This window comes from Gallaecimonas mangrovi (genome assembly GCF_003367375.1).
In the GTDB taxonomy this organism is placed as follows: domain Bacteria; phylum Pseudomonadota; class Gammaproteobacteria; order Enterobacterales; family Gallaecimonadaceae; genus Gallaecimonas; species Gallaecimonas mangrovi.
The window spans coordinates 596,094-612,157 of sequence record NZ_CP031416.1 but is presented as its reverse complement, the minus strand read 5'-3'; the positions used below and the strand labels follow the sequence as shown (position 1 = coordinate 612,157).

The 16,064-nt window shown below is 53.2% G+C and carries 16 protein-coding genes; 3 read left to right on the top strand and 13 right to left on the bottom strand.

Going from position 1 to position 16,064, the window contains the following annotated elements:
• Positions 1 to 99: 99 nt before the first annotated feature.
• The 6 genes from ispH to murJ all read right to left on the bottom strand — a co-directional run bounded on the left by ispH (position 100) and on the right by murJ (position 7,383).
• On the bottom strand, positions 100 to 1,029 hold the full coding sequence (ispH, locus tag DW350_RS02895) for a 4-hydroxy-3-methylbut-2-enyl diphosphate reductase (RefSeq protein WP_115717410.1): 930 nt from the start codon (positions 1,027 to 1,029) through the stop codon (positions 100 to 102).
• A complete protein-coding gene (gene fkpB, locus DW350_RS02890; RefSeq protein ID WP_115717409.1) occupies positions 1,029 to 1,463 on the bottom strand; it encodes an FKBP-type peptidyl-prolyl cis-trans isomerase in 435 nt (144 codons plus the stop codon). Before fkpB ends, ispH begins: the two co-directional genes overlap by 1 nt.
• The gene (lspA, locus tag DW350_RS02885) at positions 1,460 to 1,939 is read right to left on the bottom strand and encodes a signal peptidase II (protein WP_115717408.1); all 480 of its coding nucleotides are present in this window, start codon (positions 1,937 to 1,939) and stop codon (positions 1,460 to 1,462) included. Before lspA ends, fkpB begins: the two co-directional genes overlap by 4 nt.
• On the bottom strand, positions 1,936 to 4,782 hold the full coding sequence (gene ileS, locus DW350_RS02880) for an isoleucine--tRNA ligase (RefSeq protein WP_115720539.1): 2,847 nt from the start codon (positions 4,780 to 4,782) through the stop codon (positions 1,936 to 1,938). Before ileS ends, lspA begins: the two co-directional genes overlap by 4 nt.
• 8 nt (positions 4,783 to 4,790) lie before the next feature.
• On the bottom strand, positions 4,791 to 5,735 hold the full coding sequence (ribF, locus tag DW350_RS02875) for a bifunctional riboflavin kinase/FAD synthetase (protein WP_115717407.1): 945 nt from the start codon (positions 5,733 to 5,735) through the stop codon (positions 4,791 to 4,793).
• Between the two features lie 70 nt (positions 5,736 to 5,805).
• Positions 5,806 to 7,383: a murein biosynthesis integral membrane protein MurJ gene (murJ, locus tag DW350_RS02870; RefSeq protein ID WP_115717406.1), complete on the bottom strand. Its 1,578-nt coding sequence runs from the start codon at positions 7,381 to 7,383 to the stop codon at positions 5,806 to 5,808.
• Positions 7,384 to 7,584: 201 nt separating this feature from the next.
• Here murJ and rpsT point away from each other — a divergent pair, with 201 nt between their 5' ends.
• Positions 7,585 to 7,845 (top strand): 30S ribosomal protein S20, encoded by a 261-nt coding sequence (gene rpsT / locus DW350_RS02865; protein WP_115717405.1) that lies wholly within the window; start codon positions 7,585 to 7,587, stop codon positions 7,843 to 7,845.
• Between the two features lie 54 nt (positions 7,846 to 7,899).
• On the opposite strand, the gene DW350_RS02860 is transcribed toward rpsT, so the two are convergent.
• Positions 7,900 to 8,211: an ArsR/SmtB family transcription factor gene (locus tag DW350_RS02860; RefSeq protein WP_115717404.1), complete on the bottom strand. Its 312-nt coding sequence runs from the start codon at positions 8,209 to 8,211 to the stop codon at positions 7,900 to 7,902.
• Between the two features lie 239 nt (positions 8,212 to 8,450).
• Here DW350_RS02860 and DW350_RS02855 point away from each other — a divergent pair, with 239 nt between their 5' ends.
• The gene (locus DW350_RS02855) at positions 8,451 to 9,236 is read left to right on the top strand and encodes a UDP-2,3-diacylglucosamine diphosphatase (protein ID WP_115717403.1); all 786 of its coding nucleotides are present in this window, start codon (positions 8,451 to 8,453) and stop codon (positions 9,234 to 9,236) included.
• Between the two features lie 90 nt (positions 9,237 to 9,326).
• Positions 9,327 to 11,024: a bifunctional ornithine lipid synthase OlsF gene (gene olsF / locus DW350_RS02850; protein ID WP_115717402.1), complete on the top strand. Its 1,698-nt coding sequence runs from the start codon at positions 9,327 to 9,329 to the stop codon at positions 11,022 to 11,024.
• A 23-nt stretch (positions 11,025 to 11,047) separates the two neighbouring features.
• On the opposite strand, the gene nhaR is transcribed toward olsF, so the two are convergent.
• From nhaR to DW350_RS02820, 6 genes are all read right to left on the bottom strand, one after another.
• Positions 11,048 to 11,947: a transcriptional activator NhaR gene (gene nhaR / locus DW350_RS02845; protein ID WP_115717401.1), complete on the bottom strand. Its 900-nt coding sequence runs from the start codon at positions 11,945 to 11,947 to the stop codon at positions 11,048 to 11,050.
• A 1-nt stretch (position 11,948) separates the two neighbouring features.
• Positions 11,949 to 12,320, bottom strand: a complete 372-nt coding sequence (locus tag DW350_RS02840; RefSeq protein ID WP_115717400.1) for a hypothetical protein — start codon at positions 12,318 to 12,320, stop codon at positions 11,949 to 11,951.
• Entirely contained in the window at positions 12,317 to 13,495 is a 1,179-nt protein-coding gene (gene nhaA, locus DW350_RS02835) for a Na+/H+ antiporter NhaA (RefSeq protein ID WP_115717399.1), read from the bottom strand. The genes DW350_RS02840 and nhaA overlap by 4 nt, the downstream gene beginning before the upstream one ends.
• Before the next feature lie 141 nt (positions 13,496 to 13,636).
• A complete protein-coding gene (gene thyA, locus DW350_RS02830; protein WP_115717398.1) occupies positions 13,637 to 14,431 on the bottom strand; it encodes a thymidylate synthase in 795 nt (264 codons plus the stop codon).
• Entirely contained in the window at positions 14,428 to 15,225 is a 798-nt protein-coding gene (lgt, locus tag DW350_RS02825) for a prolipoprotein diacylglyceryl transferase (RefSeq protein WP_115717397.1), read from the bottom strand. Before lgt ends, thyA begins: the two co-directional genes overlap by 4 nt.
• An 8-nt stretch (positions 15,226 to 15,233) precedes the next feature.
• A complete protein-coding gene (locus DW350_RS02820; protein WP_192954789.1) occupies positions 15,234 to 16,031 on the bottom strand; it encodes a sulfite exporter TauE/SafE family protein in 798 nt (265 codons plus the stop codon).
• Positions 16,032 to 16,064 lie beyond the last annotated feature (33 nt).

The following is a 16,064-nucleotide window of genomic DNA, read 5'->3' as shown; positions in this document are numbered from 1 at the left end:
TTATCTAGTGAGGGCTAATTTACCAGTGGTTTAATAAACGAGCAAAAAAATATCGCCATTAAGGCGACATTTAATTAACAATTATTTATCATGCCTAGTTCAGCGCAATTCTGCGGGCACCGCAAACACAATGTTCTCTTCGCGGCCTTGGGTTTCAACGACGTCGCTACCGCCCCAGGCTTTCAGCTTATCAATAACCTGCTTAACCAAAATCTCCGGTGCAGAGGCGCCGGCAGTAACACCCACTGCTTGCACGTTATCCAGCCACTGCTGGTTAATATCGTCAGCGGTATCAATCAGGTAAGCACGGGCACCAACCTTTTCGGCCAGTTCACGCAAGCGGTTAGAGTTAGACGAATTTTTAGCACCAACCACTAACACCACTTCCGCCTGATGGGCCAAAGCCCGTACCGCGTCTTGGCGATTTTGGGTGGCGTAGCAAATATCGTCTTTGCGTGGCCCTTCTATCTCTGGCCAGCGGGCACGCAGTGCATCGATAACATCGGAAGTGTCATCCACCGACAAGGTGGTCTGGGTAACGAAACAGAGATTGGCCGGATCTTTCACGGCTAAGGCTGCAACGTCAGCCGGTGATTCCACCAAATAGATGCCACCATCAGCCGAGTGATATTGGCCCATGGTGCCTTCCACTTCCGGGTGACCTGCGTGGCCAATCAGAATGGTTTCCATGCCTTTTTTCGAAGCACGTGCCACTTCCATATGCACTTTGGTTACCAGCGGGCAAGTGGCGTCAAAGACACGTAAGCCGCGATCTTTAGCTTGATTACGCACCGCCTGGGAAACGCCATGGGCACTGAAAATGACAATAGCGTCGTCAGGTACTTCATCCAACTCATCCACGAAAATAGCGCCGCGGTCGCGAAGGCTGCCTACCACGTATTTGTTATGCACCACTTCATGGCGAACATAGATAGGGGCGCCAAATAGCTCCAGCGCCCTTTCCACAATACTGATGGCTCTATCAACGCCGGCGCAGAAGCCGCGAGGATTGGCAAGAAGTACTTGCATCAGGCATTTACCTCCAGGATCTCCACCTCAAAGGTCAGGGTTTGCCCGGCCAACGGATGGTTGAAATCTACAGTGACAGAGTTGCCAGCCACAGCACGGATAATACCGGGGATCTCGCTGCCATTAGGCTGCTGAAATAGCATCACCGCCCCTTCTTCGGGTACTTCATCGGCAAACTTTTCCCGGTCAACATGGTAAATGTTGTCAGGGTTAGGTTCGCCAAAAGCGTCATTGGGCTCCAACACAAAGCTTTTCTGTTCGCCCGCCGCTAAACCCAACAAACACTTTTCAAAATTCTCAGTGAGGCTGCCATCGCCCATCCGGAACTTGGCAGGCTTGCCGCCCATTTTGGTGCTGTCGGCAGCGCTGCCGTCGCTGAGTTTAATGGTGAAATGCATTACCACTTCACTGTTAGCGTTGATTGGATTACTCATTTTGCCTTGTCTTCTTTACGAAATGAGGCCAGCACCAATAACACGGCACCGACGCAAATGGCCGAATCTGCCACGTTAAACGCAGGCCAGCTCCATTGGCCCAGATGAAAGTCAAGAAAATCCACCACAAAACCGTGTACGGTTCTGTCGTACAGGTTGCCGAGTGCACCACCAATAATGAGGGCACTGCCACCGGCTTGCAGGCCGTCTTTAGCAGGCAAGCGGCGCATCCAAAACAGCAAACCAATACACACCGCAATGGCCAAGCCAGTAAACAGCCAACGCTGCCAACCACCTGCATCGTTCAAGAACGAGAAGGCAGCACCATAGTTGCGCACGTAAATCAGGCTAAAAAAGGATGTAATTTCTTTGCGCTCATAGAGCGCAAAGTTGGCCAGCACCGTGTATTTGGTCGCTAGGTCAACGGCGATCACCACCACCGTTAACCATAACCAGCGAAGGCCTGAAGACATCATACGAAGTGGCGCTCCTCACCGTCGCCGTCCACGTTAGTGACACAGCGGGTACAAATGGTGGGATGCTCTGGGTCTTGGCCAACATCCAGGCGGTGATGCCAGCAACGCTCACATTTTTCGCCTTCGGCTTTTTCAACCAACACCGCAAAACCCGGCAGTTCACTGCTTTGCCAGGCAGCGTCATTGCTGCCTACTTCCAACTTGGCACCCGAAGTCAGCAGCGCAAAACGCAGCTCTTCACCGAGAGCGGCTAAACGGGCTTTACGGGCGTCATCGCAATACAGGGTGACACTGGCATCCAAAGGCCCACCGATTTGGCCTTCCTTACGGGCAAGTTCCAGGGCCTTATTGACCTCGTCACGTACCGCCAGCACTTCCAGCCAGAAATCGTCGCCTAAAGCGGCGTCATCAGCCAGGGCACTAAGGCCGTCAAACCATTCAGCGGTAAATACGAATTGGCCACGTTTGCCGGGCATTGCTTCCCAAATTTCCTGGGCGGTAAAGCTCAGAATGGGCGCCATCCAACGTACCAGTGCCTCACAAATGAGGTACAGCGCGCTTTGGCAAGAGCGGCGAGCAACAGAGTCGGCTTTAGCGGTGTATTGGCGGTCTTTAATGACGTCCAGATAGAAGCTACCCAACTCAATGGAGCAAAAATGCATGAGCTTCTGGTACACCAAATGGAACTGGTATTCGTCGTACGCTTGCGTAATTTCGGCCTGCAACTTGGCGGCGCGGCTCACCATCCAGCGGTCCAGAGCAACCATGTCGTCCAAGGCCACCAAGTCGGTTTCAGGGTTAAAACCGTTCATGTTAGCCAGCAGGAAACGGCCGGTATTACGAATACGACGGTACGCATCGGCAGCGCGCTTGAGAATTTCGTCCGACACCGTCATCTCAGCGGTGTAGTTGGTAGACGCTACCCACAACCGCAGAATGTCGGCACCTAATGAATTCATCACTTTTTGCGGTGCTACCACGTTGCCAAGGGACTTGGACATCTTGCGGCCTTGCGCATCCACGGTAAAACCGTGGGTTAGCAGCGCTTTATAAGGCGCGTGGCCGTCAATGGCACTGCCGGTCAACAAAGAAGAGTGGAACCAACCACGGTGCTGGTCAGAGCCTTCTAGGTATAAGTCAGCAATGGGGCCGGTTTTATGACCCATGGGGTGCGAACCACGCAGCACGTGCCAATGGGTAGTGCCGGAGTCAAACCACACATCTAAGGTGTCGGTGGTTTTCTCATATTGCTCGGCCTCGGCGCCCAAGAGTTCTTTGGCATCGAGCTTAAACCAAGCTTCGATACCTTCTTTTTCAACCCGCGTTGCGACTTCTTCCATTAAGGCCAATGTATTGGGATGCAGCTCACCGGTGGCCTTGTTCAGGAAAAACGGAATAGGCACGCCCCAGTTACGCTGGCGTGAAATACACCAGTCAGGCCGGCCAGCAATCATATTGTGCAGCCGCGGCTTGCCCCAAGCAGGCACAAACTGAGTGTCTTCAATGGCCGCCAGGGCGGTTTCACGCAGGGTTTTACCGTCTTTACCTTTAATATCCATGCCCACAAACCACTGGGCGGTAGCACGGTAGATAACCGGTGTTTTATGGCGCCAGCAATGCATGTAGCTGTGGGTAATACGTTTATGGTCAAGCAGGTTACCCACTTCTTTGAGCTTGGCGACGATCTTCGGATTGGCATCCCAAATTAATTGGCCACCGAAGAACGGCAAATCGTCGACGTAAACACCGTCACCCTGCACCGGGTTGAGGATATCGTCGTTGGTCATGCCCTGGCGTTTGCAGCTGTAGAAGTCGTCTTCACCGTATGCCGGTGCAGAATGCACGATGCCAGTACCGGCGCCCATTTCAACGTAGTCGGCCAGGAAGATAGGCGACAGGCGGCTGTAGAAAGCGTCGGTGCCGTAAAAGGGATGACGAAAAGCGATATGGTCCAGCTTTTCGCCTTCGGTGGTGGCAATCACCTCGCCTTCCAGGCCGTAGCGTTTGAGGCAATCTTCAACCAAGTCAGCGGCTAGCAGCAAAATGCGTTCGCCAGTATCTACCAGCGCGTATTGGTGCTCAGGATGAACGTTTAAGGCCTGGTTAGCCGGAATGGTCCATGGGGTGGTGGTCCAGATAACCACCGCCGCCGGTTTACTGAGGCTTTCCAGACCAAAAGCGGCGGCCAACTTGCTGCTGTCATCGACGGCAAAAGCCACGTCGATGGCGTCGGATTTTTTGTCCTGATATTCCACTTCGGCCTCGGCCAAAGCCGAGCCACAGTCAAAACACCAGTTAACCGGCTTTAAACCTTTAAAGACAAAGCCCGATTCCACCATCTTGGCCAAGGCGCGAATTTCGCCGGCTTCGTTGGCAAAGTTCATGGTCAAATAAGGGTTCGCCCAGTCGGCAAAAACGCCTAAGCGCTTAAAGCCGGCCATTTGGCCTTTGACCTGTTCACCTGCATAAGCACGCGACAATTCACGGGTTTTTTCGCCGCCCAGTTGTTTGCCGTGCAAGGTTTCGATTTTGTGCTCGATAGGCAGGCCGTGGCAGTCCCAACCCGGTACATAAGGGGCGTCAAAGCCGGCCAGGGTTTTGGACTTAACAATAATGTCTTTGAGAATTTTGTTAACCGAATGGCCCAGGTGAATATCACCGTTAGCATAGGGAGGGCCATCGTGAAGAATGAACTGACTACGGCCGGCACGAGCCTGGCGAATGGCCTCATAAATGCCCGCGGCCTCCCAGTTATTCAGCATGTCAGGCTCGCGCTTGGCTAAGTTGCCGCGCATGGGGAAGGCCGTTTCCGGCAAATTAAGGGTGGCTTTGTAGTCACGCATGGTCGGGTTCACTCAAGAGATTGCTTACGATTGGCAAAAAATGTACGAGCAGCTTGCTCGTCCTTCTCGATCTGGCTACGCAAAGCGTCCAGAGATTCAAAGCGCTGTTCGTCGCGCAGTTTCTTTCTCAAAATCACGTCTAGCTGGCAACCGTACAGGTCACCGCTAAAATCCAGCAAATGCACTTCCAAGGTGGGTACTTTGCCATTAACCGTTGGCTTAACGCCAATGTTGGCAATACCCGGCCAGGCGGCATCATCTGCGCCCAGCACATCAACGGCAAACACCCCACCAATGGGGCTAACCTTCCGTTTAAGCGGCAGGTTTACCGTTGGAAAACCAATGGTGCGGCCCATTTTAGCGCCGTGATGCACACGGCCACTAATACTGTATGGGCGCCCCAGCATCAGCTGGGCATCAGCCAGGCGGTTTTCTTTTAACGCTTGGCGAATACGGGTGCTGGAAACCCGGTCATCCACCAAACAAAAGCTGTCGGTATTGGTGACGGTAAAATGGTGCTTTTTAGCCGCCGCTTGCAGCATGGCAAAATCGCCCTTGCGGCCATGGCCAAAACGAAAATCGTCGCCGACGACCAAAAATTGCACGCCGAGGCGTTCAACCAATTGCTGCTCGATAAAGAATTCAGGTTCCTGGCTGGCAAAATGCGGCGTAAAAGGCTCCACAATGACCCTGTCCATGCCCAGCTTGGCCAAGGCCTGCAGTTTATCGCGAAGGCGCGACAAACGGGCCGGGGCTTTGTCACCAAGGAACAACTCCAGTGGCTGAGGTTCAAACAGCATCAAGGTGGCGGGAAGGTCCATCTCGTGCGCTTTATCAATGAGCTTTTTCAACACCTGCTGGTGGCCCAGGTGTACACCATCGAAGTTACCGATGGTCAACACACAGCCCCTATGCTGAGGCCGGACATTGTAAAGTCCGCGAATAAGCTCCATGAAAACTGCCAGCTTGCCTGAGAAATCGCCCGATTATACCCAAGACCCCGAAGGGGATCACCCATCCTTATTAGAACTGGCTGCCCGCTTTAAGATGCCTTGGCCGAAAACCAAAGAGCAGCAGCGCAACCAGGTAAGTGGCAACCGCGCCCAAGATTAATGACACCAGCCACAAGGGGCGGTGTGCCAAGCTCATTTGTTTCCAGGCCAGAGTATCCGGCGTGAAGTAATAAAGCATGGCCACCATCGCGGCTGTAGCCAGCACAATGCGGCCCAGCGTCAGCCAGGTCAAGCGCCCTGGCCGATAAACATTACGTCGCCAAAGCCCTGCCGCCAACAAACCGGCATTCAGATAAGCCGACATTGCGGTGGCGGCAGCCAAACCGATGTAACCCAGTTTTTCACCCAAAATAGCGGCCAGCACAATGTTAAACACCATATTGGACACCATGGCGATAATGCCAATGCGTACCGGCGTTTTAGTGTCTTGCTGGGCATAAAAGCCGGGGGCAAAAATTTTTATTAGCATAAAGGCCACTAACCCAGCGCCATAAGCCCAAAGGGCCAAAGATGCGCCGTTGGCGGCGTTGGCATCAAAGGCGCCGTGCAGAAACAGCACCATCAATAGCGGCGCTGACAGCACCATAATGCCGGCGGCGGCAGGTACGCCCAACAGCAATACCATGCGCACCCCCCAATCCATGGTGTGGGCAAAGGCGTCGGCTTCTTTATCGGCATGGCGCCGGGAAAGGGTCGGTAGGATCACCGTGGCAATGGCTATGCCAAAGATCCCGAGCGGAAACTCCAGCAAGCGCTCGGAATAATAAAGCCAGGAAATAGAGCCGCCAACCAGCCATGAGGCAATAAAGGTATCGAGCAACAGGTTAATTTGGCTAACCGATACCCCAAATAATGCCGGCACCATCAATTTGCGAATGCGCACGACACCTGGGTCGTGCCAAGCCCAGCGTGGCCTGACCAAAAAGCCGGTTTTAAGCATGAAGGGAATTTGGAACAGCATCTGCACCAGGCCGCCCAAAAACACGCCCCAGGCCAAGCCGACTTCTGGCTGCGCCATCTTCGGCGATAACCAAATGGCGCAGGCAATAATGGCAACGTTTAGAAACACCGGGGTAAAGGCGGCTACCGCAAAGCGGCCAAGGGTGTTGAGCACAGCGCCGGCCAGCGCCGTCAGGCTAATAAACCATAAATAAGGAAAGGTGATTTTGAGCATCAGCGACGCCAGCTCAAATTTGGCGCCGTCCGGCTCTCCATGCAGCCAAGCTACAAACCAGCCGGTACCAAACAACATGGTGACCACCGGCGAGCCCAACATCCCGACGACAGTGACAACGGTAATGATAAGGCCGAGGGTGCCCGACACTCTGGCCACCAAGCGGCGCATTGCCTCCTCGCCCTGATGCTGCTGAACATCGGCGAGTACCGGTACAAAGGCTTGGGAAAAAGCCCCTTCGGCAAACAGGCGGCGTAAGAAGTTGGGGATTTTCTGAGCAAAAAAGTAAACATCAGCGGCGTTGCCGGCCCCGAGAAGATTGGCGATAACAATATCGCGCACCAGGCCCATTACGCGGGAGATCAAGGTCATAAAGCTGACCAGGGCACTGGCTTTTAATAATTTACGGCTCAAAGGGTGTCCCTATTGAAGAAAAGCCTGTAGGCGGCGGCTGGAATTCTGGTAGAATGCGCGCCATCTTATCGCTGTTGACCACGGATGCCAACGCATGAACGGTGGCGCAAAAAATGCGCTATTTGATTGACAATGGCGCCCATAACGGGCATATTCCGTGGCCTTTTTACTATTGGACCTACCGATTTTAGGAGTTAGACCTTGGCTAACATCAAGTCTGCGAAGAAGCGCGCGATCCAGGCTGAGAAGCGTCGTCAGCACAACGCCAGCCGCCGTTCCATGCTGCGCACCTTCGTTAAGAAAGTACGTGCTGCTATTGCCACTGGCGACAAAGCTATTGCTCAAGAAGCTTTCACCGCTGCCCAACCGATCATCGATCGCATGGCAGCCAAAGGCCTGATCCACAAAAACGCTGCGGCTCGCCACAAGGCTCGCCTCAACGCGCAGATCAACGCCCTGTAAGGTCACGCTTACTGAGCTCCATAAAAAAACCGGCTTTCGCCGGTTTTTTTACTTTTAGGCACTTACGTTAGTACTGAACAGCCTGTCCAACAGTTCGATGACCCTTTCCGCCTCGTCACTCTGTAACGAATAGAAAACGGTCTGAGCTTCCTTGCGCGTCCGAACCAGTCCATCTCGGCGTAACCACGCCAGATGTTGAGAAAGGGCGGATTGACTGAGGTTGAGCCTATCGTTCAGCTCTCCCACCGACAATTCCCCTTGCTGTAGGTTTTTGAGAATGCACAAGCGCCTCTCGTTGGCCATGGCCTTCAGCAGGGTAACGGCAGGGGTCGCCTCATCCACTAAGCTCTCACTGCAATACGTCATAGCAACGTCTCCTTCTGAATAGCCAACGTAAAATCTAATGCAAGTTAAACGTCCAACTGTGCATCAGACAGCGTCTAAGTTAACCGCGAATTAGCTGAAGCTTGACTGAATCTTTAACGCAAACCGGCTATTTTTACGGGCTTGCGGCGGTTTTTAACTGAACAGTCACACTATCGTCAGGGAAATGTCATCGCTGTTACCTAGCCTGAGTTTCCGAACTCGTGTTCGGAGAGCTCGTCATGCACCCACACTACCGCGCGGTATTTTTGTCTGATCTGCACTTGGGCAGTAAAGACTGTAAGGCCGACTACTTGGTTGCCCTGCTCAAAAACCTGCACTGCGACAAGCTATATCTGCTTGGAGATGTTATTGATCTGTGGGCGATGAGCAAACGCAGTCACTGGCCTGCTAGCCATTCCCAGGTGCTGCTGGAGCTAGAGCGCCTGGCAGCGAACGGCACTCACCTTCTTTATATTCCGGGCAATCACGATGCGCCGCTGCGCCGTTTTTGTGGCAAAAGCCTTAATAATCTGGCCCTGGCACGCCGCGGCAGGCACACCTTAAAAGATGGCCGGGTGCTGCTACTTACCCACGGTGATGAGTTTGACGCAGCGGTATGCCTGGGGCGCTTCGAAACCCTGATAGGTAACCTAGGTTATGACGTTTTAATGTGGCTAAACCGGCTCTGCCAGGGTTTGCGCCGGCGATTAGGGTTACCCTACTGGTCGTTAGCCGGCTATCTCAAGCGGCGAATAGGCAAAGCGCAAGCAGCCATTAACCGCTACCGGCAGGCAGCCATTGCTGCCGCTAAACAGGCGGGTTGTGATGGCGTCATTCTTGGCCATATTCATCAACCGGCGTTGGAGCATTGCGAAGGGCTGCTCTACCTCAACACCGGCGATTTTGTGGACTCCTGTTCGTTTATTGCCGAAAAGCCCTGCGGCGAACTTAGCCTTATTCACTGGGCGGAAACACAAAAAGTGCTGGCACAAAGTGGCGCTGAGAGTTTGGTGAGCGCGGCTTAACCACCGTCACCAAATCGCAACCAAATTGTTAACTTGGCGCCACATTGGGTCCCTAGGCTGAGGCCAGTATCAGCCGACAGGACCCTTGCTATGTTCACAGTCGAAAATGTACTGGAACGCCACTTCCCGCAACTCCCTTATAAAAAAGCGCTGACGCCGATGCTGCGCCAACTGCTCAAAGAGAAAGAGTTTAAAGACTTTGAGCAGCAACATCGGCACGCCAAAGGCCTCGATTTTGTTGAAGAGGTCCTTAACTACTTTGACTTTTCCTATCAGGTTGCCGACCGGGAAAAGGAGCGTATTCCCGCTACCGGCCGGGTGGTGATCATTGCTAACCACCCCATTGGCACCTTAGACGGCTTAGCGCTACTCAAACTGGTGAGTGAAGTGCGCCGCGATGTAAAAGTGGTAGCCAATGCGGTGCTAAGTGAGCTTGAGCCACTGCGCTCAATGCTCTGCCCGGTCAACAACATGGCGGGCAGCACCCACAAAAGCCAGTTCCAAGGCATACAAGAATGCCTCCATCAGAATCAAGCCGTGATTATTTTCCCATCGGGCGAAGTATCACGGCTTCGCCCCCAAGGCGTGCGCGATACCCGCTGGCGTAGCGGCTTTTTGCGCCTAGCCCGGCAAAGCAAAGCACCGATACTGCCCATTCGCCTAGAGGCCAGAAACTCGGCGCTGTTTTACTCTACCTCGATGCTTTATAAACCCTTGGCGACGGGACTTTTGGTCCAAGAAATGTTTCGTCATCGCCATAAAAAGCTGCAGGTGCATATTGGCGAGCTTATTCCGCAAAGCCAGCTGGAAAGCATTCAGGCCTTGCCAAAGCGCACCCAGGTCAAACTCTTTAAAAAGCACCTGTACCGCTTAGGCAGCCATAAGCGCCTGCCCTTTAAAACCGAAACCGCTATTGCGTCCCGTGAAGACCGGCAAGTGCTGCTTGAAGTATTGGGCCACTGTCAGCTGTTGGGGCAAACCCCCGATGACATGCAAATTCATCTTTATCACTACCAGCCCGATTGCCCTTTGATGCGGGAGATTGGCCGGCTAAGGGAAGTGGCCTTTCGCGCCGTAGGCGAAGGCACAGGCCGGCGCCGTGATGTTGACGAATTTGACGTTCATTACTTGCACCTAGTGCTGTGGGACCCGAAACGCTTAGAGATAGCTGGCGCCTATCGCCTGGCCGATGCCAACGGCTTGGGCCGAGAAGGCCTTTATAGCCACACCCTCTTTGATTACGGCCAGGACATGGACCCCATCTTGGCGCAAGGGCTGGAGCTTGGCCGCAGTTTTGTACAACCGGCCTACTGGGGCAAACGGGCACTGGACTATTTGTGGCTAGGCATCGGCGCCTTCCTCGCCCAACACCCGCAATACCGCTACCTGTTTGGGCCGGTATCATTGTCAGCTAACTTCCCACCGGCAGCGCGGGACCTGATGGTGTATTTCTATCGCGCCTACTTTGGCCAAGATAACCTCAGCACTCACCACCACACGCCTTATCAGCTAGACGCCCAGACCCTTGCCGCCTTAACCGAAACCTTTAAAGGTGATGATTACAAGCACGATTTCACCTTGCTTAAAGACAAGCTTGCCAGCATGGGCGTAAGCGTACCGACCCTCTATAAACAATACGCCGAGCTGTGCGAACCCGGTGGCGTGAAGTTTTTGGATTTCGGTGTCGACCCAGACTTTGGCGACTGTGTAGATGGCTTGGTGCTGGTGGATGTCAGCCAGTTAAAAACGGCCCGCAGGGCCCGCTATATCGACTGCCACAAGCCGTAAAAAAGGCCCCACGCGGGGCCTTTTTAATTATCAAAGAAGCGCTGGAACCGCAGCGCTTCCGGCTCAAGGTTACACAATCTGGCAACCGCCGGATGCTGAATCATCCTTTCGGCAAAAATCACGTAATACCGTTCTTTGATTTCATCGGCCTGTCCCAGGCAATGCACGCCAAATTGCTGCTCGAACTGGGCATTGTTTACCGCCGGTGCCACAAAGATCTCGCGGCCCACGGCGCCAAAGGCTTGCATCAAGCCAGAATCGTCGAACTCACCGCCAATGGTAGGGTTAAGGCCCTGCTCGTCCAGCCAGCTTTTAAGCTCACGGCCCACGGCTGTTTTGCGGCTGGGCAGCAGCAAAGGCCTTTCTTCCAAACAAGCTGGAAATGGCTGGGTAAGCTTGTCGCGGCAGAAAAAGGCCAGCGAGTAATCGGCAATAGCCCTGGAATGCAGGCCAGGCTCCGCCGCCGAATCAATGGGGCAGTCCGAGACAATCATGTCCAGCTTGTGGCTCTTTAGTTCATCAAGCAGCAGCTCGTGGCGCGACTCATAACAACTCAGCGCCACTTCCATATCCGGGGGCGAAGCTACCCGCAGTAATTGCGCGACCACCCATTTGGACAAGGCATCGGCAACCCCCACATCAAACCGCACCGACTCGTGCTGCTGATAGTCGAGAATATCGATGAGCTCATAGGAAAGGTTAAACATGCGGTCGGCGTAACGAAACACCATGCGACCCAGTTCGGTTGTATCCAGACGGCGGCCCCTTTTGGTCAGCAGCGGTCCCATTCGCCCTTCCAGCAGTTTTAGCTGGCCGGAAATGGTCTGCGGCGTAACACACAAGGCCTCTGAAGCCGCGGCCAAGGAGCCTTTGCGGACCAGCATCCAAAAATAATAAAGGTGGTTATAGTTCAGGTGCGCCATATCACTGACAACTGAATGCCTTATTCAAATAGTTAAGAAGATCTTGCTCAGACTGAATACCGGCATCTTTGATCTCGGTTTTCAGCTCAGCAAGAAGTTGATTTTTATCTGGGTCGGGTGTTTCGCAGAGCCGGCTATGCAGGTAATCCAGCCGCACCCCGATGCGCTGCGACTTGGCTCTGTCGACAAAACCCGATTTGGTCGAGCTGTTGCTTTGGTTTTGCATAATGACCCCATCAACTACCCCAACCAGGTAGTCACGGCAACGCTGCGACTGCTGTTGGCCAACGCAAACCTCTTCAAAATGCGACAAGGGCTCTTGCGCCATAGCCAAAGGAGACAGAAGCAAGCAGAGTATCAACTTGATTTTCATGAGGATACCTCCGATTGGTCCGATGTCAGACTACGTTTCATTAACAAATAACCAATAATAGCTGCGCAGCAAGAACCCGCCAAAATACCCAGCCTTGAATAGGTGTCATAAATGACATGCTCATGTTGATACGCCAAAGAGGCGATAAACATCGACATGGTAAAGCCAATGCCACAGAGCACCGCTAACGCAAAAATTTGTTTCCAGTTGGTGTGTTGCGGAAGTGACGCCATACCGGCTTTGACCGCTAACCAAGTGGCGGTAAAGACGCCAAGCGGCTTACCGACAAAAAGCCCCAGCATAATACCCAGCGGCAGCGGTGCCAGCAGGCTATCAATGCTAAGTCCTTTGAGTGAAACACCGGCATTTGCCAGGGCAAAGAGCGGCAGAATCAAAATAGCGGTGTATTCCGACAACGCCTCTTCTAAACGGTGCGCCGGTTTGTCTTTGCCCACCTGATGGGGAATTAAAAAGCCAATAATGACGCCCGCCAAGGTAGCGTGAACACCCGATTTCAGCACACTGACCCAAAGCACAGCCCCCACCAACAAGTAAGGAAGCAGCCGTTTTACATTTAACAGGTTCAGCGCCACCAGCACTGCAATGGCGCCACCGGCCACCGCCAGGCTCAGCGTTGAAAGCTCACTGGTGTAAAAAAGCGCAATGATAACGATAACGCCAAGGTCATCAATAATGGCTAGCGCCAACAAAAACACTTTAAGCGCTGGCGGCACGCGGTTACCCAGCAGCGCTAAAACCCCAAGCGCAAAGGCAATATCGGTTGCAGCCGGGATAGCCCAGCCCTGGCGGTTGATAGGGTCGGAGAAGTTTAAGGTGAGAAATACCAAAGCGGGCGCCAACATGCCGCCAATAGCGGCGATCACCGGCAGCACTGCCTTTTTGGGGCTCGATAAGGCCCCACTCACCATTTCGTGCTTGACCTCAATGCCAATCAACAAAAAGAAAATGGCCATCAGGCCGTCATTGACCCAGGCCAGCCAAGGCTTATCAACAACCAAGGGACCGGCTTGCACCGCCAGCGGAGTGGCAAGCCATTTTTCGTAAAAAGGGGCGAGTGGCGAGTTGGCCAGTAACATGGCGACCAATGCCGCCAAAATAAGCAGGGTTCCCCCCCGAGTGTCGGGCGTAAATAGCGAACGGACAAAAGATTTCATCGGCGCAGACTCACCTCGGTTGCTTAATATCCGACAAGACTAAAGGAGATGTTAATTAGGTAAAATCCCTTTCTTCTCACCAAAAACTCAACATAAACCGAAGTGTAGAACAAAAAATAAAGCCGCGCTTGGCGGCTTTATTTAGATGGCAACCGGTGCCTTGATATGAGGGTGAGGGTCGTACCCTTCGATGACGAAATCATCAAACCGATAATCAAACAGGCTAGCGGGCTTGCGGAGGATTTTCAGGGTTGGTAGCGCTCGAGGCTCGCGCTGCAATTGCAGGCGGGTTTGTTCCAGGTGATTGCTATACAAATGCACATCGCCACCGGTCCAGACAAAATCACCGACCTCTAAATCCAGTTGCTGCGCCATCATGTAAGTAAGCAGTGCATAGCTGGCAATATTAAACGGCAGCCCCAAAAATACGTCGCAGCTACGCTGGTAAAGTTGGCAGGAAAGCTTGCCGTCCGCCACATAAAACTGGAACAACGCATGGCATGGTGCCAACGCCATATTCTCAAGCTCACCAACGTTCCAGGCCGAAACAATAATGCGCCGTGAGTCAGGGTCGTTTTTCAGCTGCTCCATTACCTTGCTAATTTGGTCTATATGCCGGCCATTGGCCGCAGGCCAGCTTCGCCACTGAGCACCATAAACCGGCCCTAAATCGCCGTTTTCGTCGGCCCATTCATCCCAAATGGAAACGCCGTTATCCTTTAAATAAGCGATATTGGTGTCACCATTTAGAAACCACAGCAGCTCATGAATAATGGAGCGCAGGTGGCATTTTTTTGTGGTGACCAAAGGAAAGCCTTCTTGCAGGTTAAAGCGCATTTGATGGCCGAAAATCGATAAAGTACCGGTGCCGGTACGGTCAGCCTTTTGCGCCCCTTCGTCGAGGATCTTTTGCATCAGCTCGAGGTAGCTTTTCACGCCATTTCTCCTTTGTTCTTACGGCTCCAGAACAGCAGGATGATACCGAAAATGATCATTGGAATGGACAGCACTTGGCCCATGGTAATAAAGCCGCCCAGCTCGCCCAGTTGTGGGTCGGGTTCACGTACAAATTCCACCAAACAACGGAAGATACCGTAAAGGGTGAGGAACAAACCGGAGATCCGGCCTCGTGGCCTTGGCTTAGAGGAATACCACCACAGGATACAAAACAGCACCAAGCCTTCAAGGGTTGCTTCGTAGAGCTGGCTTGGGTGGCGTGGCACCGGGCCACCAGTGGGGAAAATCATGCCCCAGGGTAAATCCGTGGGCCGGCCCCAAAGCTCGCCATTGATGAAGTTACCAATACGGCCCATGCCTAAGCCAATCGGCACCATCGGTGCCACAAAATCGGCAATGGTAAAAAACTTCTTCTGGGTTTTACGGCCGAAATACAACATGGCGGTGACAACCCCCATCAAACCGCCGTGAAAAGACATGCCGCCTTCATCAACCCTGAATAAATACAGCGGGTTGGCTTCAAAAAGATCGAAGTGATAAAAAATCACATAGCCGATACGGCCACCAACAATGACCCCAAGGAAGCTGTAAAACAGCAGGTCGCTTACTTGTTGCCGGTCCCAACCAGAGCCGGGTTTGTCTGCACGGCGGTTTGCCAAATACATCGCAGCAAAAAAACCGATGAGGTACATCACCCCATACCAGCGCACCGCCAAAGGCCCGATATGAAAAATAATGGGATTGATATCGGGAAAATGTAAAGGTGTGGACATATCACTTCCTAGTCTAAAAGCATCTCCAGGCCCACCAGCACCATCAGCACGGCAAAGCCGTACCTGACTTTCTGAGCAGAAACCTTATGCAAAAGGCGAACACCAACAGGTGCCATAAAAAATGCCCCTGGTAATAGGGCCAATAAGGCAGGCAGATAGAGAAATCCCAAGCTACCGGCAGGTAAATGATGCTGATGCATACCACTGATGGCATAAGACAATGTGCCAGAAACAGCCACGGCTAGGGTGCAAGTTGCAGCCGCTGCCACCGCTTGTTTCATGGCCATGCCTGCAAATGTCAGCAGTGGCACCAGCAAGGTACCGCCACCGATACCCAGCATGGACGAGAGCATACCAACGCCAATGTTAATCCCACCCAACGTTGGGTTGGAAAGCTTTAACTGGTCGCTGACCTCGGCCTCGCGGCGGCGTGACAGCATTCGCCAGGCAGAGAAAAACAAAAAAATGGCAAATAAGCGCTTTAACCAAATACCTTCGACTAGCGAGGCAATTTGTGCGCCCAACAGACCGCCAACAATCATGCCGGCGATCAGCCAGCGTGCCTGCTGCCAAGGCACAGAGCCACGACGCTGATGCGCCATCACCGACGAGCTGCCAGTGACACAAATGGTGGCAAGGGAAGTGGCTAAAGCCATTGGCATCACCAACAGGTGGCTGATACCCACTTTGGGGAGCAACAACGCTAACGCAGGCACAATAACCAAGCCGCCGCCGATGCCCAGTAGTCCTGACAGCACACCAGCAATGGCTCCCAGTACCAGGCAAACTCCGATGATGAGTAACACTACATACCCCGGGCGGAAAAAAGGAGCCTCATA